The 23539-nt window shown below is 34.4% G+C and carries 19 protein-coding genes; 13 read left to right on the forward strand and 6 right to left on the reverse strand.

The annotated features are described in order from the left end of the window. Positions 1 to 430 precede the first annotated feature (430 nt). Positions 431 to 1237 carry a rod shape-determining protein MreC gene (mreC, locus tag ACODST_RS09200; RefSeq protein ID WP_488931820.1) on the reverse strand — a complete coding sequence of 269 codons (807 nt, stop codon included), beginning with the start codon at positions 1235 to 1237 and terminating at the stop codon, positions 431 to 433. Positions 1238 to 2121: 884 nt separating this feature from the next. Here mreC and ACODST_RS09205 point away from each other — a divergent pair. The 6 genes from ACODST_RS09205 to ACODST_RS09230 all read left to right on the forward strand — a co-directional run bounded on the left by ACODST_RS09205 (position 2122) and on the right by ACODST_RS09230 (position 6862). Further along, complete coding sequence (locus tag ACODST_RS09205) at positions 2122 to 2997, forward strand: cell division protein FtsX (RefSeq protein ID WP_488931821.1); 876 nt, start codon at positions 2122 to 2124, stop codon at positions 2995 to 2997. 69 nt (positions 2998 to 3066) lie between these two features. Beyond that, entirely contained in the window at positions 3067 to 3321 is a 255-nt protein-coding gene (locus ACODST_RS09210) for a DUF3098 domain-containing protein (RefSeq protein ID WP_488931822.1), read from the forward strand. 79 nt (positions 3322 to 3400) lie between these two features. Then, on the forward strand, positions 3401 to 4198 hold the full coding sequence (locus tag ACODST_RS09215; protein ID WP_488931823.1) for an undecaprenyl-diphosphate phosphatase: 798 nt from the start codon (positions 3401 to 3403) through the stop codon (positions 4196 to 4198). Then, the gene (gene truB / locus ACODST_RS09220; protein ID WP_488931824.1) at positions 4198 to 4893 is read left to right on the forward strand and encodes a tRNA pseudouridine(55) synthase TruB; all 696 of its coding nucleotides are present in this window, start codon (positions 4198 to 4200) and stop codon (positions 4891 to 4893) included. The genes ACODST_RS09215 and truB overlap by 1 nt, the downstream gene beginning before the upstream one ends. Positions 4894 to 4973: 80 nt before the next feature. Then, on the forward strand, positions 4974 to 6269 hold the full coding sequence (locus tag ACODST_RS09225) for a gliding motility protein GldB-related protein (RefSeq protein WP_488931825.1): 1296 nt from the start codon (positions 4974 to 4976) through the stop codon (positions 6267 to 6269). A 32-nt stretch (positions 6270 to 6301) separates the two neighbouring features. Next, positions 6302 to 6862 (forward strand): hypothetical protein, encoded by a 561-nt coding sequence (locus ACODST_RS09230; protein WP_488931826.1) that lies wholly within the window; start codon positions 6302 to 6304, stop codon positions 6860 to 6862. Positions 6863 to 7240: 378 nt separating this feature from the next. Here the strand turns inward: ACODST_RS09230 and ACODST_RS09235 are convergent, their stop codons facing one another. After that, entirely contained in the window at positions 7241 to 7858 is a 618-nt protein-coding gene (locus tag ACODST_RS09235) for a thioredoxin family protein (protein ID WP_488931827.1), read from the reverse strand. A 190-nt stretch (positions 7859 to 8048) separates the two neighbouring features. Here ACODST_RS09235 and pyrH point away from each other — a divergent pair, with 190 nt between their 5' ends. The 3 genes from pyrH to ACODST_RS09250 all read left to right on the forward strand — a co-directional run bounded on the left by pyrH (position 8049) and on the right by ACODST_RS09250 (position 11990). Next, positions 8049 to 8756 (forward strand): UMP kinase, encoded by a 708-nt coding sequence (gene pyrH / locus ACODST_RS09240; RefSeq protein ID WP_207298697.1) that lies wholly within the window; start codon positions 8049 to 8051, stop codon positions 8754 to 8756. 55 nt (positions 8757 to 8811) lie between these two features. Then, positions 8812 to 9375, forward strand: a complete 564-nt coding sequence (gene frr / locus ACODST_RS09245; RefSeq protein ID WP_488931828.1) for a ribosome recycling factor — start codon at positions 8812 to 8814, stop codon at positions 9373 to 9375. Between the two features lie 119 nt (positions 9376 to 9494). Then, positions 9495 to 11990 carry a DUF5686 family protein gene (locus ACODST_RS09250; protein ID WP_488931829.1) on the forward strand — a complete coding sequence of 832 codons (2496 nt, stop codon included), beginning with the start codon at positions 9495 to 9497 and terminating at the stop codon, positions 11988 to 11990. A gap of 129 nt (positions 11991 to 12119) precedes the next feature. On the opposite strand, the gene ACODST_RS09255 is transcribed toward ACODST_RS09250, so the two are convergent. From ACODST_RS09255 to ACODST_RS09270, 4 genes are all read right to left on the reverse strand, one after another. Next, positions 12120 to 14390 (reverse strand): cation:proton antiporter, encoded by a 2271-nt coding sequence (locus ACODST_RS09255; RefSeq protein ID WP_488931830.1) that lies wholly within the window; start codon positions 14388 to 14390, stop codon positions 12120 to 12122. A gap of 113 nt (positions 14391 to 14503) precedes the next feature. After that, positions 14504 to 15223, reverse strand: a complete 720-nt coding sequence (locus ACODST_RS09260; RefSeq protein ID WP_488931831.1) for a LytR/AlgR family response regulator transcription factor — start codon at positions 15221 to 15223, stop codon at positions 14504 to 14506. Continuing rightward, on the reverse strand, positions 15186 to 15944 hold the full coding sequence (locus tag ACODST_RS09265; RefSeq protein ID WP_488931832.1) for a sensor histidine kinase: 759 nt from the start codon (positions 15942 to 15944) through the stop codon (positions 15186 to 15188). The genes ACODST_RS09260 and ACODST_RS09265 overlap by 38 nt, the downstream gene beginning before the upstream one ends. A 25-nt stretch (positions 15945 to 15969) precedes the next feature. Continuing rightward, positions 15970 to 16557, reverse strand: a complete 588-nt coding sequence (locus ACODST_RS09270; protein WP_488931833.1) for a YcxB family protein — start codon at positions 16555 to 16557, stop codon at positions 15970 to 15972. A gap of 288 nt (positions 16558 to 16845) precedes the next feature. On the opposite strand from ACODST_RS09270, the gene ACODST_RS09275 reads away from it, so the two are divergent. From ACODST_RS09275 to rpoN, 4 genes are all read left to right on the forward strand, one after another. After that, on the forward strand, positions 16846 to 19212 hold the full coding sequence (locus tag ACODST_RS09275; protein ID WP_488931834.1) for an efflux RND transporter permease subunit: 2367 nt from the start codon (positions 16846 to 16848) through the stop codon (positions 19210 to 19212). A gap of 24 nt (positions 19213 to 19236) precedes the next feature. Then, positions 19237 to 20220: a PDDEXK nuclease domain-containing protein gene (locus tag ACODST_RS09280; RefSeq protein ID WP_488931835.1), complete on the forward strand. Its 984-nt coding sequence runs from the start codon at positions 19237 to 19239 to the stop codon at positions 20218 to 20220. Between the two features lie 198 nt (positions 20221 to 20418). Further along, on the forward strand, positions 20419 to 21867 hold the full coding sequence (asnS, locus tag ACODST_RS09285; protein WP_488931836.1) for an asparagine--tRNA ligase: 1449 nt from the start codon (positions 20419 to 20421) through the stop codon (positions 21865 to 21867). Positions 21868 to 22014: 147 nt separating this feature from the next. Beyond that, positions 22015 to 23475: an RNA polymerase factor sigma-54 gene (gene rpoN / locus ACODST_RS09290; protein ID WP_091494921.1), complete on the forward strand. Its 1461-nt coding sequence runs from the start codon at positions 22015 to 22017 to the stop codon at positions 23473 to 23475. Positions 23476 to 23539: the final 64 nt, after the last annotated feature.

Raw genomic sequence — 23539 nt, forward strand, 5'->3', positions numbered from 1 at the left:
TGTGGTTTCAACCACAGGAAACGTATTGGCATAATTTCCAACCCGCAATTAAAAATCGCTGAATAGGGATTTTTACCATGATTGTGTCCCCGTGGTTTCAACCACGGGCCATATTTAAAAACACAAAACGCAGGCTTTTCTTTTCCAGCCACAGATTAAAAGGATTAAAATGATTTTTAAAATGGGTGTGAATCCTTTTAATCTGTGGCTATACTTTTTTGAGAGTATACAACTAATCACTCCCATAATTTTCATTATTTATTCAGCATCACACTGTAAATAAGGGCAAATTTTAATTGAAAATACAGCGTGAAAAATAATAGATTTTGTATAACTATAAGCTGCGGTACTTATTTTTTGATGGCTTTAATACTTTAAATGTAATAGTTATTTCCATGTGATACAGAATCCAAAAAGCTGGATATTTGAACTATTTATTTTTTACGTTGTTATGAACCTTTTTAACGTTTTTATTTTTTAAAATATAAACATAGCCCAAATTAGTCATATCATTGAATAATTTTACACTTATCACCTGTGAATTATTCTCTTTTACCATTTTTTCAATAACACCAATATCTATATTTTCAGGGAAAATTTCAGAAAGACCTCCAGTTACAATAGTATCACCAACCTTCACATTACTAGCTCGTTGAACATCTACTAACTGGACAAAACCAGTACTTTTTACATTCCAAGTTAAAGTTCCGAAATAGTTACTGTTCTTTATTTTGGCATTGATAAGAGTTTTTTTGTTCAAAACACTTGTTAAAGTTGCATAATTTGGAGAGACATTATTAATTACTCCTATAATACCAAACTCATTTATCACGCCCATATCATCCTTAACTCCCTTTGTAGATCCAGAATTAATAGTGATATAGTTTTCACTTTGATTGTAAGAATTATTTATAACTTTTGAACCAATAATGGAATTTGTATCTATTTCAAAAATAGGTTTTAATTTATACTTAGTATTTTCCTGTCGATAAAAAAAGGTTTCTAATAGTTTAGCATTTTCTTTAGCTAAAGAATCATTTTCTTTTACTAAATTAAGGTAGCTTGTTACTTCGTCAACTTTCATAGTAAATTTTATCCCAACATAATCCGTAATACCAAGTACTTTACTTTTGTGATAAGAATGTGATTGAATTGTAAGCGTCAGAGATATTAGTAAAAGCAATAAAAATAACAACTTATTACCGTTTTTGTAAATAAAATTTAATAGTCCTTTCATTCTTTAATTTATCTGACTCTATCAAATTATCCTTTTACAGATCATATTAGCCAGAATGTATTTTTTTTATAAATTTTATAATTTTGAGATAAAATATTTTATCCATATATTGATATTGGTCAACAAAGGCTGCATTTCAAAGATTACCATAACATTCTACAGCTATATCCCCTAAAAGTTTTAGTTTAACAATAAAAAGACAGAATTAAGTATCTTACACTTCTCCGGGAAGAATATGATTTCTTTACAATAAAAAATAAACCCCGTCATGTTTATTGGTTAAAAAGTATTGAAATGTATAAAGTCACATAAGAGGCTAAGACGCTGAGATTCTAAGACAGTAATATTTTTTTGCCACAGATTAAAAGGATTAAAATGATTTTTAAAATGGGTGTGAATCCTTTATAGCTCTGCTTTTTTATTTTGAGAACTTTGCGTTGTTATTAAATTTAGATTAAAAAAATTCATACACAGAGAAATTTTAATATAGTTTTTCCATCTTATTGTCAAATATAGCCTGTGGTTTCAACCACAGGAAACGTATTGGCATAATTTCCAACCCGCAATTAAAAATCGCTGAATAGGGATTTTTACCATGATTGTGTCCCCGTGGTTGAAACCACGGGCTATAATTAAAATACAAAACGCAGGCTTTGCTTTTTCAGCCACAGATTAAAATGATTTTTAAAATGGGTGTGAATCCTACTATAATCTGTGACTATACTTTTTTACTTTGCGAACTTTGCGGTTAAATTTCACACAAAGCTTTACCATTAATCTTCAATTTATTCAATATTTAAATTGTACTTTTAAGGATAAAAGTTTGTTATTAACTTTAAATAAAGAAATTGTTTATTATTTTTACCCCATAATTTAAGCAGACTATGAGTTCTAACTTTGATAAATTTCAAAAACGCAGGTTAATTTCCTCTTATTTTTCGGTAGTATTAAGTGTATTTCTGGTTTTATTCCTTTTAGGGGTACTGGGATTATTTATTATTAATTCTAAAAAACTGGCGGATGACTTTAAGGAAAAAATTGCCATGACGGTTTTCTTTAAAAATGAAGCCAATGACAGTATTATCAAAGCTTTTGACTCTGAACTTAAAAGAGCTCCTTTTGCCTTATCGTATGTTTATGTAACCAAAGAAAAAGCGGCTAAAGAACATACTGATATTATTGGAGAAGATTTCCTGACCTTTTTGGGTGAAAATCCTTTACTGAATTCTTACGATATTCACTTAAAAGCTGACTATGTAGAGCGTGACAGTATTACTAAAATCGAAAGCCGTTTACGCCAGAATACCATGATTGAAGACATTGTATACGACAAACAGCTGGTAAATCTGGTAAACGATAATATCAAAAAAGTAAGTATGTGGATTTTAATTATCAGCGGTTTCCTGACGATTATTGCGGTCTTATTAATTAACAGTTCACTTCGTTTATCCATTCACTCTAACCGTTTTATTATTAAAACGATGCAGATGGTGGGGGCTACCAAAGCCTTTATTCGTAAACCATTCGTAATGCGAAGTATAAAACTGGGCATGCTGGGTGCCGCATTGGCGATCATTGCTTTAATTGCGCTTTTATTTTATGTGGAAACCAATTTCCCGGGCTTAGGCATTATGGAAGACAAAACTTTAACAGGACTGGTATTGATTGCGGTTTTTGGACTTGGGGTTTTAATTACCTGGGTAAGCACACATTTTGCCACACAACGTTTCTTAAATTTAAGAACTGACGATTTATATTAATATTCAATCGCCGTTTTCTGTACAATACACAAACAAACTTAGCTTTGCTGGTTTAATAAAAAATGAAAAATGAAAAACAACAATCATAACGAACAGCAGCCTCAAAAACACGAATTTCTTTTTGACACTATTAATTACAAAATTCTATTAATAGGTATCGCCGTTATCGCCTTAGGATTTATCTTAATGTCCGGCGGAGGAAGTAAAGATCCAAATGTTTTCAATGAGGATATTTTCAGCTTTAGACGTATTCGTTTAGCTCCAACAACTGTTTTAATAGGTTTTGGAATTACGATTTATTCTATTTTCAAAAAATCTAAATAAATAGACAGAAAGATTTTAATTGTCTGAGCAGAGCGAAAGAAACAATATAAAATCTGAAATCTGAAATCTAAAACTTTAAATGAATACATTACAAGCTATCGTTCTTGCCATTATCGAAGGAATTACAGAATTCTTACCGGTTTCTTCAACGGGCCACATGATTATTGCCTCTTCTTTTTTTGGAATCGCTCATGATGATTTCACTAAACTTTTTACCATTGTTATTCAGCTTGGCGCTATACTTTCAGTTGTTATTTTATATTTCAAACGTTTCTTCCAGACTTTTGATTTCTATTTTAAACTTTTAGTCGCTTTTATTCCGGCTGTTGTCTTAGGATTACTTTTAAGCGATATAATTGACGGTTTATTAGAAAATCCTGTTACAGTAGCTGTTTCTCTTTTATTGGGAGGTATTATTTTACTGAAGGTGGACGAATGGTTTAACAAACCTAATGATCCGGAAGTTTCAACAGAAATTACCTATGCCAAAGCCTTAAAAATTGGTTTATTTCAATGTCTGGCCATGATTCCGGGAGTTTCACGAAGCGGTGCCAGTATTGTAGGAGGTATGGCTCAAAAACTAACAAGGACTTCTGCGGCTGAATTTTCATTCTTTCTGGCCGTTCCTACTATGTTGGGAGCAACCGCAAAAAAATGCTACGATTATTACAAAGCTGGTTTTGAACTGTCCCACGATCAGGTAAACATGCTTATCATTGGAAACATTGTTGCTTTTATAGTAGCACTTTTAGCTATTAAAACTTTTATAGGATTTCTGACTAAAAACGGTTTTAAAGTTTTTGGTTATTACCGAATCATTGCCGGAATTATTTTATTGCTGATTCACTTTTTCATTCACCCGCTTACGATTATATAATGACACCCGAAGAATATTTAAACGGACAGGTTTTACTGATAGACAAACCTTTAAAATGGAGTTCGTTTCAGGCTGTCAATAAATTAAAATACCTTTTGATCAACAAAGTCGGCCTTCCAAAGAAGTTCAAAATTGGTCATGCCGGAACTCTGGATCCTTTAGCAACCGGACTTTTATTAATCTGCACCGGGAAATTCACTAAAAAAATCTCTGAACTTCAGGGACAGGCAAAAGAATATACCGGAACCTTTTATATCGGAGCCACTACTCCATCATATGATTTGGAAACCGAAATCGATCAGACTTTTCCAACAGCTCATATTGATGAGACTTTAATTCAGGAAACCGTAAAACAATTTTTAGGCGAAATTGATCAAAAACCGCCTATTTTTTCCGCTATCAAAAAAGACGGTGTTCGTTTGTACGAGCATGCCCGTGCCGGCGAATCTGTAGAAATTGAAAGCCGCAAAACAACCATTCACGAATTTGAAATCACGCGAATCGAATTACCTGAAGTAGACTTTAGAGTAGTTTGTTCCAAAGGAACGTACATTCGTTCGCTGGCGTATGATTTTGGAAAAGCTTTGAATTCCGGCTCGCATTTAACCGTTTTACGCCGTACTAAAATTGGCGATTACGATGTTAAAGACGCCATTGATATTACTTTGTTTGAAGAGAGTTTTCAATCCAGATAAAATATCGTTCTCAGGATCATTTTAGTAAATCCGTGTTATTCCTTTTTTTGTATTTTAGGCCTGCCCTTTAAAACAGAAATATGAAAAACCTTTTGCTGTTATTTTTAATTTTTTCGGTCTCATCCTATAGTCAGAGCGACAATCCAAAAATGATCTCAACAGATATTGATCATTTCTGGGAGGCTTATGATAAAATTACTTCCGAAAAAGACACCACAAAACAATATCAGTTTTTAAAAAAACTCTATATCGACAAAGCAGCTCCCGGTTTAAAGAGTTTACTTGAGGTTCGAAATTATACTTCTAAAAATTTTATTGATGCAATAAACCAATATCCGAAATTCTGGAATTCGATACGGCCAAACACCTTAAACGTGAAAAATCTTTATCCGGAAATTGAAGCTGATATTAAAAAACTCAAAGAAGCTTATCCTGATTTAAAACCGTCGACTATTTATTTTTCTATTGGTGCTTTCAGGACCAACGGTACCATTCAGAACGATCGCATTTTAATTGGAAGTGAATTGTCTTTAGCAGATGAAACTACTTTTACAGACGAACTTCCCGCATGGAGGCAGCCTTTCTATAAAGAATACGAACCCAGAAAAAACATTGCTCTTTTATGCACACATGAGTACATTCATACACAGCAGAAGGAACCAGCGGAAAATCTGCTTGCTATGTGCTTATACGAAGGTACTGCCGAATTTATTTCCTGTACAGTAACCGGTAAAAAATCTGCCAGTCCCGCCATAGAATTCGGAAAAAACAACCAGCAGCAGGTAGTCATACATTTTATTCAGGACCTTTTTATCGCAAGTAACCAGTACAACTGGTTATGGGGCGAAAACAGAAACACTTTAAAAGTCCGTGATTTAGGATATTACATAGGCTATGAAATCTGCGAACGTTATTACCATTCAGCCAAAGACAAAGCAAAAGCCCTAAAAACGCTTATTGAACTGGACTATCAGAATGAAAAGGAAACAGCACAAATTGCCGATGCTTCAAAGTTATTTCCGAAAAGCATAAAAAAATTACAGGAGGACTACGAAAAACAGCGTCCGGCTGTAACGGCGGTATCCGGCATTAAGAACGGAAGCCAAAAAGTAAAACCGGGCCTGACTGAAATTACCCTTATATTTTCGGAACCGCTAAACGGCTATAATACCGGTATTGATTTCGGGCCTCTCGGCGAAGAATTCTGTCCAAAAATAAGCCCTGAAAGAATTTGGTCTCCGGATAAACAATCATGGACTTTTAAAGCCAATTTAAAACCGGATCAAAAATACCAGATCCTCATTACCAATAATTTCAGAAAAGAAAACGGAACGAGATTAAAACCTTATCTGATCGAATTCAAAACTTCAAAATAACATGACCAAAACTTTAGGATTTTAAGATCAACATGAAAAAAAAGTTAACGCTATTTATTCTGGTATTTCTGTTCTCTCTGACTATTTCCGGTCAGGCCAAAAAAATCACCTATGTGCAATTTGATATTGCAGCTTCTATAACCGGGAATCCCAACAGAGATAATGTTCAAAACAACGGTGAGCCGTCATCGTCTAATGCTTTTTTTGTTCCCAATGGTCTGGGAATAAAAGCAGGATACGGGGTTCATTATAAAAAATGGATTACGCTGGGAATTCACAGTGGTATTGACTGGAAATGGGACGATAAACTTGCTGCGGTCCCTGTCTTTTTAAATCTTGGTTTAAACCCCAAAATAGCTCCCGAAACCCGAATTATGCTGCAGGCCGGTTACGGAAAAGGATTTGCCTTAGGGCGCGGCGACTTAAACGGTGATTATAAAAAATTAAAACTGGGAATAGGTTCTGATGATTTTACGCTTTTCGCAGAAATCAGCGAATATGGTTTTCCTCTTCATGAGGAAAAAACGGTAGGAGCTATTTCTTTTGGAATAACTTTACTGGATTTCTTCTATTACAAACCTAAAAGCGATTAGTCGTTTTTCTAAAAATAAGAAGCACATTACATCTAAATTGTAATGTGCCTACTTCTAAAAAATAATGTTGCATCATACTTGTTCCTGATTAATAGTGAGGAACGTTTTTTCCTCCAAACAAGAATGTTGAAAAAAAATCGTAGAACCTTTCGAATAACTTTTTCATGATAGTGGTATTTTTTTAATCGTTAGTATTAAATAGACACCAATAAAAAGAGTAAATCAAAAAATAATAATAGAAGTGGGATCTTTACAGCAAGATACAAAATTTTCTATTACGAACAACATCTTCTGCGATTTTTTACAACATTATTTGTTTTATTATCAATATGTTACCATATAAGTAAAGAGATATTTATTACAAAAACAAAACAAAAATTACAGTCGGTTGTATTGAATATTCTCCATGATTTGAACCAGCTCCTGCTGAACAGAAACCCCTTTGTCAGCCAGATACCATAATTGTAAATCGGTTTTGATCTTTTCATCGATCGGTCCCACCTCCCTTTTATGTCTGGTCATCAAATCGGCTGCACCTTTTGGTCTCGGCCCCCAGTCGGCGCGAACAATTCCAGCTTCTTTACAAATCACGATTACTTTTGGAATTGCTCTTCCGCCATTGGTTAAATACTGGTTCATTAATTCGTCATTTTCATCACGAAGCGCAATACGCAGGTCTATTTTTTTATCAGACTCATGTGCCATTTTATTTAAAATGGGCAGAATTTGTGCTGCATCACCGCACCAGCCTTCCGACAAAACCAGCCAGATATAATGATTATCGAGCTGTTTTAATTTTGAAATAACATCTTCAGAAATCGTGATTGTTTTTTCGAGACGGTTCATTCTGGCCTCATTTAGTTTTGAATAATTGGTCAGGCTTTCGGACTGTTCGAATCCTGTCGATTTCCCTTCCGATAACAAATCCGTTACTAATTTTCGGTATTCAGCATAAGAGTGGCTATTGAATAATGCCTTGGCTACAGTACTTTTCATAGATTTTTATTTTGCTTATTATAAAATTACGGATTTTAGAAAGACAGGTGAATGACTTTTATCACATTGAAAAGAAAAAATAAAAAAAGTCTTTATAAAATTAAAACCTGTGGTCCAATTAATTTTTTGTAAACATTATTTTTAAAAATCAGAATATGTCTATATTTGCACAAATTAACGCAACACAAACATGAAATATAAAAGAATTCTTCTAAAACTTAGCGGCGAGGCCTTAATGGGTGATTTACAATACGGAATTGACCCGAAAAGATTAGGCGAATATGCAGATGAAATTAAGCAGATTCACGATAAAGGAGTAGAAATTGCAATCGTTATTGGAGGAGGAAATATTTTTAGAGGCGTTGCCGGTGCAAGTTCGGGAATGGACAGAGTTCAGGGAGATTACATGGGAATGCTTGCTACTGTTATTAACGGAATGGCGCTGCAGGGTGCACTCGAAGATAAAGGAATGAAAACGCGTCTTCAGACGGCTTTAAAAATGGAATCTATTGCCGAACCATACATTAAAAGAAGAGCTGACCGCCACCTTGAAAAAGGAAGAATTGTAATTTTTGGTGCCGGAACCGGAAACCCGTATTTTACCACTGATACAGCAGCGGTTTTAAGAGGAATCGAAATCAATGCCGATGTAATCCTGAAAGGAACCCGTGTCGATGGTGTTTACGATTCAGATCCTGAAAAAAATGCTGCGGCTGTAAAATTTGATTTCATCTCTTTTGATGACGTAATCAAAAAAGGATTAAATGTAATGGACACTACTGCTTTTACTTTAAGCCAGGAAAATAAACTGCCAATCGTTGTTTTTGATATGAACAAAATTGGAAATCTTTTGAAAATCTGCGAAGGCGAAAACATCGGAACTGTAGTAAATATATAGTCATCAGTACAGGCTTATCCCTAAACTGAAACTAAAAACTGAAAACTAAAAAAAAATGACTGAAGAAATCGATTTTATATTAGAAAGTACTGAAGAATCTATGAATGGTTCTATTGCACACTTAGAAAAAGAATTTCTGAACATTCGTGCAGGAAAAGCTTCTCCGGCAATGCTTGGAGGTGTTTTTGTTGACTACTACGGTTCAGCAACACCCCTTTCTCAGGTATCAAAAATTAGTGTTCCTGATGCCAGAACTATTACTTTGCAGCCTTTTGAAAAAAACATGCTGCAAGCCATTGAGAAAGCAATTTTAATTGCCAACATTGGTTTTAACCCAATGAACAATGGAGATATGATTATTATCAGCGTGCCGCCTTTAACAGAAGAACGTCGTCGTGAATTGGCAAAACAAGCCAAATCAGAAGCGGAAGATGCGAAAATTGGTATTCGTAACGTTCGTAAAGATGCCAACACTGATATTAAAAAATTAGAAAAAGAAGGAACTTCAGAAGACATCTGTAAATCTGCAGAAGAAGAAGTTCAGAACTTAACCAATACTTTTACTAAAAAAATTGATGAGTTATTAGCTGCAAAAGAAGCTGAAATCATGAAAGTATAAGTATTTGATACTGAATTTTAAAAATCCGTCTGATAAAACTATCAGGCGGATTTTTTTTATTACTATTTTTGCATACCAAAATCAAATACTTTACGTTTTTGAATTCTATATAATTCTCTATGAGGCTATTTTGTTTACTGACTTTTTTTTTCACGCTTAGTATTCAGGCACAATTTCAAATAAGCGGAATTGTTACTGATTCGGATAACAAACCTCTTCCCTTTGCCACTATTACGACTTCCGATAACAATAATACGATCACGGATGTTGATGGAAAATTTATATTTAATACTCTCACTAAATCAGGGACTTTCACCATTTCGTATATTGGTTTTCAAAGCAAAACAATTTCCTTAACCGAAGAAAAAAAGTTTTACTCTGTGTCTCTGATGCAAAAAACAGATGCACTGAAAGAAGTTATTGTTTCTAATGAAAACCCGGCTTTAACTATCATCAAAAAAGTGATCGCCAATAAAAACAACAATAATCCTCAAAAACGATTACGCAGTTTTGAATATAAAACCTACAATAAACTAATCGTAACGGCCAATCCTGACTCAATTCAGGGACGTATCGATTCATCGGCGGTTTATAAAGACCTGGACAAAAAGAAAATTAATATCGATTCTTCCGATTATAAATTCAAAGAAATTATAAGTAAACAGCATTTATTTCAAACCGAAAAAGTTTCACAATACCAGTTTGCCGACAACAAACTGAAAGAAACCGTACTGGGTACCAAAATAGCCGGTTTTAAAAACCCTATTTACGAAGTGATCGCTTTTAGTCTGCAGTCCATTTCGATATACGACAATAAGTACGAGCTTTTTGAAACCAAATATGAAAATCCGATTTCAAATACCGCAACTGTTAATTACAATTATAAATTACTGGATACAGTAAACATAAAAGGCCGTGAGACCTATATGATTTACTTTAAAAATAAACATAAAAGAAAAACATCCGGTCTTGAAGGGGTTTTATATATTGACTCTCAGAATTTTGCCATTGCCAAAGCTGTCATGCGGATAAAAGGCGTTCTGGACATCAGCGGTATACATGAATTTGAGTATGTACCCAGTGAAAAAGTGTGGTTCCAGAGCAATACGACTTTTAAAATTGTAAAAGGAAAAAATGATGACGACATCAAAATTTTAGGCGGAACGATTCAGTTTGACGGAGACGTTTCGGAAGATTTTGAACCCCGAAAGAAAAGCGCTTCGGATTTCACCTATCTGCTTTCTGAAAGTAACAATTTTGATATTCATTACAATACCGTAACTCCCATAAAAAACCCGTCGCTTTATATTGAAATTAAAGATGATGCCAGCAAAAAAACAGAAGAATTCTGGAATCAGTACCGAAAAGAAATTTTAGACCCGAAAAGCCAGAAAACCTATCAGCTTCTAGACAGTATCTCCGTAAGCAACCGAATCGAAAAACGTTTAGGTTTTGGGCGAAAAATCATTAACGGCTACATTCCGGTTGGTCCTGTCGATTTTGATTTAAAAAAACTCATTAGTTACAATAATTATGAAGGGTTTCGATTAGGGCTTGGCGGTGTTACGAATGAAAAGTTTTCTAAGAATTTCAGAATAGAAGGTTATACGGCTTACGGTACCAAAGACGGCGTAATAAAATACAGTTTAGGCACGGGATTCCTTTTAGATAAAAACACCAATACCTGGTTAAACGGATCTTACACGAATGATATTCGGGAGATTGCGAGTACCGTTTTTGCGGTGGACAAACGTGTCTTTAAAATTTACGATCCAAGACCTATCAACATTAGTACATTCTACCATTACAACAGCTGGAAAGCCAATGTACAGACCAAAATTGTTCCCAAAACAGAAGCTGTCGCAGAACTGGCCAGAACCTATGTAGAACCTAAGTTCGATTATTTATTTAATTACAACGGACAGCTGTATTCAAGTTATATTATGACAACGGCTATGGTTTCGCTGGTATGGGCGCCTTTTAGCGATTTTATGCAGACTCCAACAGGACGAACAGAATCTGACAAGAGGTTTCCAAGATTTACTTTTCAGTACACACAATCACTGCCGAATGTTTTAGGCAATGACTTTACTTTTGGAAAAATAGATTTTAAAACCGAATACGAGAAGAAATACCTGAACGGTCAAAAAACAAGCCTGCTTTTACAGGGAGGTTATGCTATAGGCGATGTCCCGTTGACACACTTGTACAATACTATGCCCAATAATCTTACTAAAGAAACGGTTATCCAGCGTATTACTTTTGCCGGAAGAAACAGTTTTGAAACCATGTATTTTAATGAGTTTTTCTCAAGTCAGTACCTGTTTTTCCAGATAAAACACGGCTTCAAACGTCTTCAGATTCTCAAAAAAGTACGTCCCTCAATTGTGCTGGTAAGCCGAATGGCCTGGGGAGATCTCGACAAACCGGAACAGCATGTAGGCCCTGCTTACAAAACACTTGAAAAAGGCTTTTTTGAATCGGGTATTGAACTGAATAAAATCTACAAAGGTTTTGGTCTGGGCGGATTTTACCGTTACGGACCAAATCAGTTAAACGAATTTGAAGACAATATTGCGGTTAAGATTTCTTATGTTCTGGATTTGGGGCTTTAGCGAATTAAATTCCAATAAAAAATCCCAAATTCCAATTTAAAGCCGTTTACATCAAAAAAACAAAAAAATCCCAAATCCCAATCAGTAAAAATTGGAATTTGGAATTTAAAAAATTGAGATTTAAACTATTTAGGGTTTCAAAATCAGCACTGACGGTGTATTATTCAGCCAGGTACTTTGAGATTCGATTAGTTTTTTCCAGCTGTCTAAACTTATGATCATTAGGTCCTGACCGTCTAAAAATTCCTTTTTAATTGTCCTGTCATGCATAATCATGATATGATTTGGAGCAATCTGTTCAATAGACCGAATGGTTTCCTGAATATCACGGGTGTTTTTTACTTCACCGCTGGCATCCAGAACCGTAATCTGCGAACCGTTATTATTGATCAGCTTTTTGGCATAATCAATTAAAAAGGCGTCTTCTTTACTAAAAACCGGCATAAAAACCTGATTCACCTCTTCTAAATCTTTCTCGATTAAAATACCAACCGGCATTTTGGTTTTAGTAATAATGTGGCGTGTTCTTTCATCAAACGGATTGTTTTCAAACAAACCTTCTTTTCCGGTAAACTTATCGATCAAACGATCCGGATTTACTATTCGGGTTGTAAAACCAAGGATTTTCCCCAATAAAGTGCCATCAAAAATAGACTGTCCTAAACCAACCAATAATAAATCGTATTCTCCCTGATTGGCTGAATCGATAATATCAGTATCAATATCATTCGAAACTTTAAAAAGGCTGACCATATTCTGGTTTAAACGATGCGATTCTTCCACAACCGGAACCAGCATTTTACGTTCGTGGTCTTTTATATCAAACGAATGTATTTCGGTACTTAATGACAAGTGCATGGCGGTTACAATCGAATTGTCCTGTTGTTTTTTAACTAAACTATTGGCAATTTTAAGAAGCTTTTTTCCTCTTTCAGGAGTTGCAAACGAAAGCAGGATTTTGTATTTGCTTTTATTTCCAATTTCCTGAGGAACGGCTGTAATTTTATCCTTGAAAACAAATCCGATAAAATCCAGAGCCGGACCTGTCATAAAAGTCGTAACCAAAGCCATAATTACCATCATCGTAAAAATTTCTGTAGATAAAACGCCAAGATCATAACCGATGTTTAGAACAACAAGTTCCATTAAACCTCTCGTATTCATCAATGCTCCAATGGCTAAACTATCTTTCCAGCTTTGTCCGACAAATTTCGCTGCCAAAGCACTTCCAAAAAACTTTCCCGCTACAGCAACAGCAATAATTAAACCTGTTATTTTCCATAATTCGGGATCATTTAACAAACCAATTTGTGTACGTAAACCAGTAAATACAAAGAATAATGGCAATAAAACGATAATGGCTACATCTTCTACTTTTTCAATAAATATGTTTCTGAATTTATTGTTCTCCGGCATAATTGCTCCTGCCAGGAAAGCCCCAAATAAAGCATGAATTCCGATTAATTCTGCCGCATAAGCAGAAACCAAAAGTGTGATAAAGAAAATCGCAACAACTGGTTTATTCAAACTTTCACGAGTCGAATTTAAATCGCCGACACGTTTCAGGAACGGACGAACGATTTTCAACATAATAATTACGTACAAAATCGCTAAACCGATAACGTATAACGAACTTGTAAATGAACCTGCTTTTACGATAGCAATCACAACAGCCAAAATACACCAAGCTGTAATATCATCGGCTGCCGCACAAGTAATCGCGATGGTTCCCAGTTTTGTTTTCTGCATTCCTCGTTCCTGTACAATTCTGGCCAAAACCGGAAAAGCAGTTATACTCATGGCAATTCCCATAAATAATCCGAAAGAAGAAAACTCAACACCAATTGGGGCAAAAGTGTGGTATATAAAATAGGCTAAAGTTAATCCTAAAGCAAAAGGAATTACAATACTGGCGTGGCTGATTACAACCGCATCATGTGCTTTGTTTTTTAACACTTTAAGATCCAGTTCCATTCCGATTACGAACATGAAAAGAATTAAACCAATCTGGCTTAAAAACTGTAAATTCCCTAATGATTCTTTTGGAAATAAAGCGGCTGAAAATTCAGGAAAATACATTCCAACCAAAGACGGCCCAAGAACAATGCCTGCAATCATTTCTCCAATTACAGATGGCTGACCGATTTTTCTGAAAAACCATCCAAATAAACGGGCTACTAAAATAATCGTAACAATCTGTGCCAATAAAATGGCTAACGGATGCTGTAAATTATGAACCATAGAATCCAGGAAGTCATTCCAATGGTTGCTTTCGATTTGTTTTTTAACGATGTTGCGCCCCACTTCTAATGCGGCTCCTTTTGAAATTACCCAATAAATCAGCGCCGTAAAACCGCCAATAATTGTAATGTAAAATACAGAGTTTTTAATGTTATTCATAACTCGTTCTTTTGATTTATTGCCGCAAATATCAGAACTGAGTTTTAAGTGAAAAAGCAAATTTCCAGCTAATTTTCAATGTATGTAACAAGATGGAAAAACTTTGTAATAAGTTATAATTTTACCTTTTTCAAAAAATCAGAACGATAGGTTTCACTTAAGATTAAGGCTGTATTTTTATTGTTTTCTTCTAAATGATGAAGCACAATTTCGTTGTGATTAAAAAATTTTATCGCCTTTACCGCTACAATTTCTTTTTTGTTAATTCTACAGAAATCGGCGTCGGGTAATTCATGTAAAAGAGTATCGAATTTTACGTTCTTTAAATTCAGAAAACTTCCGTCGGCAAGCAAAACTGTTTTATCGCGGCTGTCACTTGAAGCTGTTGTGATGTATTGGATTTTATTAAAATACAGCAAAGTCTTTCCTTTATCTGTATTTAATTGTATAAACTTTTTTGCATTATCTGATTTATCGAAACGTTCAAAAGCTTTTGTAATGGCTTTTTGAAGACGTTCCAGTTTTACAGGTTTTGTGATATAATCAACAGCATCAATATTAAAAGCATCGGCAGCATACTCTTTATAAGCCGTACAGAAAATCACTAATTTATTATCTAACATTTCAGCTAAATGCAAACCGTCCATTCCCGGCATTTCGATATCTGAAATTAAGAGATCAAAATCCAGGTCCGGAATATCAGACAAAAGTTTCTGCGGATTATTGAATGTTTTGACGATTTCCAGTTCCGGAATTTGTTCGCAAAGCATTTTCAAATAAGTCAATCCAGGAAGCTCATCGTCCAGAAGCAAGCATTTCAGTTTTGTATTCAAGTAAATCTATTTTAAGATGAGCAATATAAATGTCGTTTTCTATAAACTTATCGAGTTTGAAATTATTCTTGTAAATAATCCGCAGACGATGTTCCAGAGTAGCATGGCCAAAACCGCTTCGCTCCTTTTTCAATACTTTTTTATCTGAGATTTTGTTTGAAACCGTCATAAAAAAAGCATTGTCTTTAAATTCAAAAACTACCGAAATAAAAGCATCGGCACTTTGAAGATCGGCGTGTTTAAATGCATTTTCTATTAAATCAATAGAAATCAAAGGCGCTAACAAAGGCTGATCGTATAATTTATCATCTTCATTAATATTGGTTTTAATCTTCAATTCAAAAAGCGGACTGATTTTAATTTTATTGATTTCGATTAGATTCAATGCAAAATTGATTTCTTCTTTTGCCGTCACAAATTTCTTTTTGCTTTCATATAAAATATAATCCAAAACATTAGCCAGTTTATCTAAAGCGAAGTAAGTCTGATAAGCATGTGACTGAATCGAATTTAAAATGTTCTTAAACAAATGCGGATTGAGTTTTGATTCAAGATTTTCTAACTGAAGATCATTTACTTTTACTTCAAGTGCATAAAAACTTCTTTCAGCATCTTCTTTTGCTTTTTTCGCCTGCATTAACTGATAGACCATAAAACAGATAATAACGATCAGTAGTAAGAGGATCGCTAAAAAAATAAAAGTGGTGGTATTATCCTGCATACTTATTAGTGTAAAAAAGAAACTATTATTTTAATTTCTGAATATTTTTTGCTTTAAGCAGTTTAAACAAATTGTCCAGGTCCTCGCTGCTTAGCCATCTTTTGTCTATTGTAATTATGGAAGCAGTCCCCTGAAAACCAATAAAAATATACTCCTCATATATTTTATAATTTGAAAACACAACCCAATTCATCTTCATATAAACATCCGGGCTATTGTATTCTACATAATCTTCCTCAATCTGAATAGAATATTGATTACCTGTTTCCAAGAACCGCTCCGCCTTTTCTTCTGCTTTCTTTAAAAAAGCTCTTTTTCTCAGACCATCATAATAAAGTGTCCAAATCAAAAGGGAAATCATGAGAAAGCCCGTTGATTCTAAAACATGTCGATTTGAATATTTATTGTAGGTCTGTACCTGCACATTGGATTCTGAATAGTAGGACTCGTTTTTAGAAAACTCCGTGGAATGCATTAAGCCATAGACAAAAAGAAACATGCTGAAGACAAGCAGAAAAATCAGTATCGGCTGCCTTTTTCCGGAAAGCGCCTTCCACAAGGCTTTATTCATTTCTAAAATACTTTCAGATGCATTTGAACATTTTATTTCCATATCATACAGTTTATTTACGGGGAACAAATTTTGAATATTGCTTGAGTAAAAAATAACAACAGAAATCTCCTCCAAAAAACTACACCGCCACTGAATAGTACAGTATCTATTCGGCTTCTTTTTGAATTAGTTGCAAATATGAGAAAAGGGAATGGTTTGACCATAAAAACTAAAATAATATTTCTGAACCAGTCTCTTTCTATTTGTGTTAACATTAAGTAAAATACAATCGATTGTGGATGATTTCTAGCACTTTTCACTACATTTGCATCCATTTTTACAGATTTTATGAAAAACACAGTTCAAGTTGGATTTTGGGAGAAACTAGCCAGAATCATACTTAAAAACAGAATTACAATTCTGGTTATCCTTTCTGCCTTAACTATTTTCTTTGGTTACCAGTGGAAAAACCTTTCTATGACCTATACTGAAGCCAATCTGCTTCCGAAAGATCATATTGCGAATAAAGAATATCAAAAATTCTTAGACAAATTTGGAGAAGAAGGAAACCTCATTGTTATTGGTTTTCAGGACAAAAACTTTTTTACACCAAAAAATTATGCTGCCTGGACTGAATTGATGAATGGGCTTAAAAAAGCCAAAGAAGTGGATTTGGTCATTTCTTTAAATGACCTGAAGAAACTGGAAAAAGATACGGTAAACCAAAAATTTGTTTTAGCACCATTTATTGATGAAAGCAAAGTTCTTGATGATGCTTATTTAAAAAGTGTTCAATATGATTTGTTTCACAATCTGCCTTTTTATGAAGGTTTGTTATTTAATAAAGAAAGCGGGAGCGTTCGTTCTGCTATCTACATGAACAAAGCACTTGTAAATACGGCTGAAAGAAAAATTTTTATCTTAAATGATTTAGTTCCGAAAATCGATAAATTCGAAAAAACTACCGGAATAGATCTTAAAGTTTCGGGAATGCCCTACATTCGTACGATTAATGCGGACAATATGAAAGGTGAAATCGGACTTTTCATTGGAGCCTCTTTATTGACGGTTTCTTTGATTTTCTTTTTCTTTTTCCGTTCATTCAGAGCTACGTTTATTTCGATTTGTATTTTAATTGTCGGTGTAACCTGGTCATTTGGAACACTGGGATTATTTGGTTATAAAATCACGATTTTAACGGCAATTATTCCGCCGCTGATTATTGTAATCGGAATTACGAACTGTATTTTCCTGATTAATAAATACCAGCAGGAAATTAAAATTCACAACAATCAGGCAAAAGCTCTACAGCGTGTGATTTCAAAAATTGGTTCTTCGACTCTGATGACCAATTTAACAGCTGCGATTGGTTTTGCAACTTTGATGATTACAGGAAATGAACTCCTTTTTGAATTTGGTTTGGTTACTTCTATCAACGTACTTTCTGTTTATACGCTGACACTTTTTATCGTGCCGATTATCTACAGTTTTATGCCATTGCCAAAAGCAAAACATTTATACCATTTAGATAAAACTTATATTTCAACACTTTTGAATACGGTTGCAACTATACTAAAAGGTAAAAAGACAATCGTATATATCATTTATGCAGTACTTTTTGTAGTAAGTTTAAATGGAATTAGACAGATGAAAGTATCAGGAAGTTTGATTGGTGAAATGCCGAAAAGTGCTTCTTTCTTTAAAGATATTTTATTTTACGAAAAAGAATTCAATGGTGTAATGCCTCTTGAAATCATGATTGACACCAAAAAGAAAAAAGGTGTTATGAAACCGTCGACTATTCGTAAAATGGACGAATTGCAGAATACTATTTCTGAAGTTCCTGAATTGGCAAAACCGGTTTCTGTTGTAAACCTGGTGAAATATGCCAAACAGGCTTTCTACAACGGAAACCCTGAATATTACCAATTGCCAACTTCTCAGGAACAGACTTTTATTTTGGGTTATGCTAAAAATGCCACCAAAAACAGCAAAGAAAACTTAATGAAAGCGTACGTGGATTCGACTGGACAATATGCGAGAATTACCACTTTCATGAAAGATATCGGAACCGATGAAATGGCAAAAGTAGAAGGGAAATTACGCAAGAAAATTGACGAAATTTTCCCGAAAGACCGTTATGAAGTTACGATTACCGGAAAAGCATTGGTTTTCCAGAAAGGAACAACGTATCTGGCACACAACTTAATCGAATCGCTCCTTTTTGCGATTGCCACTATTGCGATTTTGATGCTGTATTTATTCCGTTCGTTTAAAATGGTAGCCGCTTCTTTGATCACGAATATTTTACCACTTTGTATTACTTCCGGATTAATGGGGTATTTCGGAATTCCGTTAAAACCTTCTACGATTCTGGTATTTAGTATTGCTTTTGGAATCTCGGTTGATAATGCGATTCAGTTTATGGCGAAATACAAACATGACTTAATTCAAAATAAAGGAAAAGTAAAAAAATCAGTTTTCAGCGCTTTAAGAGAAACCGGAGTAAGTACTTTCTATACTTCTGTCGTTCTGATTTTAGGTTTTGCGACTTTCACGTTATCCAGTTTCAGCGGAACAATCGCTTTAGGAGGATTAATTTCCTGTACATTGGTTTTTGCAATGTTTGCAAACTTGGTTGTATTACCTTCGCTGGTTTTAACTTTTGAGAAGAAGAAAACTAAGAAAGAGGAATTGGAAAATTTGGAGAAGTAAAAAGTAATTCCCACAAACAATTGTATGGATAAAAGTTTTGCAGAAATAACCAGTTTAATTAAACAAACCCGCAATAACACCTTAAGATTTGTTAATGCCGAGCTGATTAATTTATACTGGAACATTGGAGAACATATCCATATAAAAATAGAACAAGCGAGTTGGGGACAAGCTGTTGTAAAAGAATTAGCTAAATACATTCATGATAATGAACCAGAACTAAAAGGCTTTTCTGACAAGAACCTTTGGAGAATGAAGCAATTTTATGAAGCTTATAAGGATTTTCCAAAACTCTCACCACTGGTGAGAGAAATTAGTTGGACAAATAATTTGCTCATATTTACCAGAACTAAAACAGCAGAAGAAAAAGAGTTTTACTTAAAAATATGTAAACAGGAATCTTATAGCAAAAGAGAACTTGACCGCCAAATTTCGGCAAGTCTTTTTGAAAGAACGATGATTGGAAACTCAAAACTCTCAACAACGTTGAGAGAAATTGATTCAGATATCACTAATTCTTTTAAAGACAATTATATTTTTGAATTCTTAAATCTTCCTGAGTTACATAACGAAAAAGATTTACAAAAAGGTCTTGTCAATCAGATGAAAAATTTTATTCTTGAACTAGGAAAAGATTTTTTATTTATAGACGAAGAATACAAATTACAAGTAGGGAGCAGTGATTTTTATATTGACTTATTGTTTTATCATCGTGGTTTACAATGTTTAGTTGCTTTTGAATTAAAAACGGACAAATTTAAACCCGAACATTTAGGCCAATTAAATTTTTATTTAGAGGCACTTGACCGGGATGTGAAAAAGCCAAATGAAAATCCAAGTATTGGGGTTTTACTTTGTAAAGACAAAGATAATGAGGTTGTAGAATATGCATTAAGCAGAAGTCTGTCACCAACATTAGTTTCAGAATACAAAACACAGCTTCCGGATAAGAAACTTTTGGAGAAAAAATTACATGAAATCTTTGAAAGTAAAAATGAAGAAGAGTAATTTTCTTTACTCAAAAAAATATCCGCCACGAATTCACGAATAAAAAACAAATAATTCGTGAATTCGTGGCGAATAAATTTACACGAACAATTATCAGAATAACAAAAGGAACTTGAAACAGCTTCAAAAATTAATTATTATCGATTATATTTGCAGTTGTTCAAAATGAATATTACTTAATATCAATTATATATAAAAATGAAACACACAAAGGTTAGAGACTTATTAAACAGTACGACGACGTTACAGGAAGTGAATGCAAAAGGATGGGTGAGAACTTTTAGAAATAATCAGTTCATCGCTTTAAATGACGGTTCTACCATTAATAATATTCAATGTGTTGTTGATTTTGAAAATACACCAGAGGAGACTTTAAAAAGAATTACGCCGAGTGCAGCAATTTCTGTAATCGGAACTTTGGTTGAAAGTAAAGGCGCTGGTCAGAAATACGAAATCCAGGTTTCTAAATTGGAAATTCTCGGAGATTCGGATGGAGAAGCTTATCCAATTCAGTTAAGAAACAGACCAAGTTTAGAATTTTTAAGAGAAAAAGCGCATTTACGTGTACGTACAAATGCTTTTGGTGCGATCATGCGTGTTCGTTCAGTATTGTCTTATGCCGTTCACAAATATTTTCAAGATAAAGGTTTTGTTTACGTAAACACGCCAATTATCACCGGAGCTGATGCTGAAGGTGCTGGAGAAATGTTCCAAGTAACATCTTTACCATTGGATAATCTTCCAAAAACAGAAGATGGAGCTATTGACTACAAACAGGATTTCTTTGAAAAACATACCAACTTAACGGTTTCCGGGCAGTTAGAAGGTGAAACTTTCGCTATGGCATTGGGTCAGATTTATACGTTTGGTCCAACTTTTAGAGCTGAGAACTCAAACACTTCCCGTCACTTGGCAGAGTTTTGGATGATCGAGCCAGAAGTTGCTTTCAACAATTTGGATGACAACATGGATTTGGCTGAAGATTTTATTCAGTACGTAATTAAATATGCTTTAGACAACTGTAAAGACGATTTGAAATTCTTAGAAGGAAGACTTTTAGAAGAAGAAAAATCAAAACCTCAGGCAGAAAGAAGTGAAATGGCTTTGTTAGAGAAATTGAACTTCGTTCTGGAAAACAACTTCAAACGTGTTTCTTATACGGAAGCTATTGATATTTTAAGAGATTCAACTCCAAATAAAAAGAAGAAATTCCAATACATCATTAACGAATGGGGAGCTGATTTACAGTCAGAACACGAGCGCTACCTGGTTGAGAAACACTTTAAATGTCCGGTAATTTTATTTGATTACCCGGCAAACATTAAAGCGTTTTACATGCGTTTGAACGACAACACAGAGCCAGGAAGAGAAACAGTTCGTGCAATGGATATCCTTTTCCCTGGAATTGGAGAAATCGTTGGTGGTTCTGAAAGAGAAGAGCGTTATGATGTTCTGGTTCAGAAAATGGAAGCGCTTGGAATTGACAAAGAAGAATTATACTGGTATTTAGACACCAGAAGATTTGGTTCTGCAACTCACGCAGGTTTTGGTTTAGGTTTTGAACGTTTAGTATTGTTTGTAACAGGAATGACAAACATCAGAGACGTAATTCCTTTCCCAAGAACTCCGGGCAGCGCAGAGTTCTAAAAGTTTAAAAAAGTTTCACGTTTCAGGTTTCATGTTATTGGAACTTGAATTAAAATTATAAAATTTGTTTTCAAGTTTCAGGCTTCAGGTTTTTCCGTTCAGTTGGAAAACTTGAAACTTGAAACTTGAAACTTTTAACAAAAACAAATGCTAAAGCAATTTTTAAATTTAAAATTATCTCAAAAATTATCTCCACAGCAGATTCAGCTGATGAAGTTAATTCAATTGCCTACGCAAGCTTTTGAACAGCGTTTATTAGAAGAAATGAACGAAAATCCAGCTCTTGAAGCGGGTAAAGAAGACGAATACGAAGCTGATGAATATGCTAATGACGACTATGACGATTATGATGACAATGAATCAGACAGAATCGAAGCAGACGACATTAACATTGACGAATATCTAAGCGATGACGATACGCCTGATTACAAAACTCAGGTTAATAATTATAGTGACGACGAAGAGCGCGAAACGCCTTTTGCCGCTCCGATTAGTTTTCATCAGGATTTAATCAATCAGCTGAATACTTTTATTTTAAATGACGAGGAGCGCGAAATTGCTGAATTCCTTGTTGGAAGTATTGATGATATGGGGTATATCCGCAGAAGCATTCCGGACATTGTAGACGACATGGCTTTTACTCAGGGAATTTACACTGATGAAGCAATGGTGGAGAAAATGATGACGGTAATTCATGAGCTTGAACCTTCGGGAGTTGGTGCACGTGATTTACAGGAGTGTTTATTACTTCAGTTAAAACATAAAACGCCAACTGAATATGTTGATTTAGCGATTGACATTATCGAAAATCAGTTTGATGCTTTTACGAAGAAACATTACGACAAACTTTTACAGAAATACAGTGTTTCAAACGAACAGCTGAAAAAAGCCATTCACGAAATTGAAAGACTGAACCCAAAACCAGGGGGATCTTTTGCTGGAAATAATAAAGTTACCGAAAATGTGGTTCCAGACTTCGCGATCAGAATTGTGGACGGCGAATTGGAACTGACTTTAAATGGAAGAAATGCTCCTTCTCTGCACGTTTCTAAAGATTATCAGGAAATGATGCAGACGTATAAAGAATCTAAAGATAAATCGACAGCGCAGAAAGATGCCGTTCAGTTTATCAAACAGAAACTGGATTCTGCCAAATGGTTTATTGATGCGATTAGACAGCGCCAGGAAACACTTTTTGTGACTATGAATGCGATTATGCATTATCAGGAAGAATATTTCTTAGACGGCGACGAAACGAAACTAAAACCAATGATCTTAAAAGACATTGCAGATATGGTTGGTTTGGATATTTCGACAATTTCACGTGTTGCAAACAGCAAATATGTTGAAACACCATACGGAACCAAACTAATTAAAGAGTTTTTCTCTGAAGCCATGAAAAATGATCAGGGAGAAGATGTTTCGACTTTAGAAATCAAAAAAATTCTTCAGAATACCATTGAAGAAGAAGATAAAAGAAAACCGCTTCCAGATGATCAATTGGCTGAAATTCTAAAAGAAAAAGGGTATCCAATCGCGAGAAGAACTATTGCTAAATACCGTGAGCAATTAGATATTCCGGTCGCGAGAATGAGAAAGAAGATTTAATTTTCTTCTTTAACCATATAAAAAATTAAAATAACAAACCCGTCAGCTTTTTAAAATCTGGTGG

It is taken from the genome of Flavobacterium sp. FG19 (assembly GCF_057809475.1).

What these genes read in the sequence shown, in the direction of transcription:
- ACODST_RS09225 (WP_488931825.1), top strand. Translation starts at nt 4,974, where the DNA reads ATGAAAAACCTTTTGCTGTTATTTTTAATTTTTTCGGTCTCATCCTAT.
- mreC (WP_488931820.1), bottom strand. Translation starts at nt 1,237, where the DNA reads ATGAAAGGACTATTAAATTTTATTTACAAAAACGGTAATAAGTTGTTA.
- ACODST_RS09275 (WP_488931834.1), top strand. Translation starts at nt 16,846, where the DNA reads ATGAAAAACACAGTTCAAGTTGGATTTTGGGAGAAACTAGCCAGAATC.
- rpoN (WP_091494921.1), top strand. Translation starts at nt 22,015, where the DNA reads ATGCTAAAGCAATTTTTAAATTTAAAATTATCTCAAAAATTATCTCCA.
- pyrH (WP_207298697.1), top strand. Translation starts at nt 8,049, where the DNA reads ATGAAATATAAAAGAATTCTTCTAAAACTTAGCGGCGAGGCCTTAATG.
- ACODST_RS09230 (WP_488931826.1), top strand. Translation starts at nt 6,302, where the DNA reads ATGAAAAAAAAGTTAACGCTATTTATTCTGGTATTTCTGTTCTCTCTG.
- truB (WP_488931824.1), top strand. Translation starts at nt 4,198, where the DNA reads ATGACACCCGAAGAATATTTAAACGGACAGGTTTTACTGATAGACAAA.
- ACODST_RS09255 (WP_488931830.1), bottom strand. Translation starts at nt 14,390, where the DNA reads ATGAATAACATTAAAAACTCTGTATTTTACATTACAATTATTGGCGGT.
- ACODST_RS09210 (WP_488931822.1), top strand. Translation starts at nt 3,067, where the DNA reads ATGAAAAACAACAATCATAACGAACAGCAGCCTCAAAAACACGAATTT.
- ACODST_RS09215 (WP_488931823.1), top strand. Translation starts at nt 3,401, where the DNA reads ATGAATACATTACAAGCTATCGTTCTTGCCATTATCGAAGGAATTACA.
- frr (WP_488931828.1), top strand. Translation starts at nt 8,812, where the DNA reads ATGACTGAAGAAATCGATTTTATATTAGAAAGTACTGAAGAATCTATG.
- asnS (WP_488931836.1), top strand. Translation starts at nt 20,419, where the DNA reads ATGAAACACACAAAGGTTAGAGACTTATTAAACAGTACGACGACGTTA.
- ACODST_RS09280 (WP_488931835.1), top strand. Translation starts at nt 19,237, where the DNA reads ATGGATAAAAGTTTTGCAGAAATAACCAGTTTAATTAAACAAACCCGC.
- ACODST_RS09235 (WP_488931827.1), bottom strand. Translation starts at nt 7,858, where the DNA reads ATGAAAAGTACTGTAGCCAAGGCATTATTCAATAGCCACTCTTATGCT.
- ACODST_RS09270 (WP_488931833.1), bottom strand. Translation starts at nt 16,557, where the DNA reads ATGGAAATAAAATGTTCAAATGCATCTGAAAGTATTTTAGAAATGAAT.
- ACODST_RS09205 (WP_488931821.1), top strand. Translation starts at nt 2,122, where the DNA reads ATGAGTTCTAACTTTGATAAATTTCAAAAACGCAGGTTAATTTCCTCT.
- ACODST_RS09250 (WP_488931829.1), top strand. Translation starts at nt 9,495, where the DNA reads ATGAGGCTATTTTGTTTACTGACTTTTTTTTTCACGCTTAGTATTCAG.
- ACODST_RS09265 (WP_488931832.1), bottom strand. Translation starts at nt 15,944, where the DNA reads ATGCAGGATAATACCACCACTTTTATTTTTTTAGCGATCCTCTTACTA.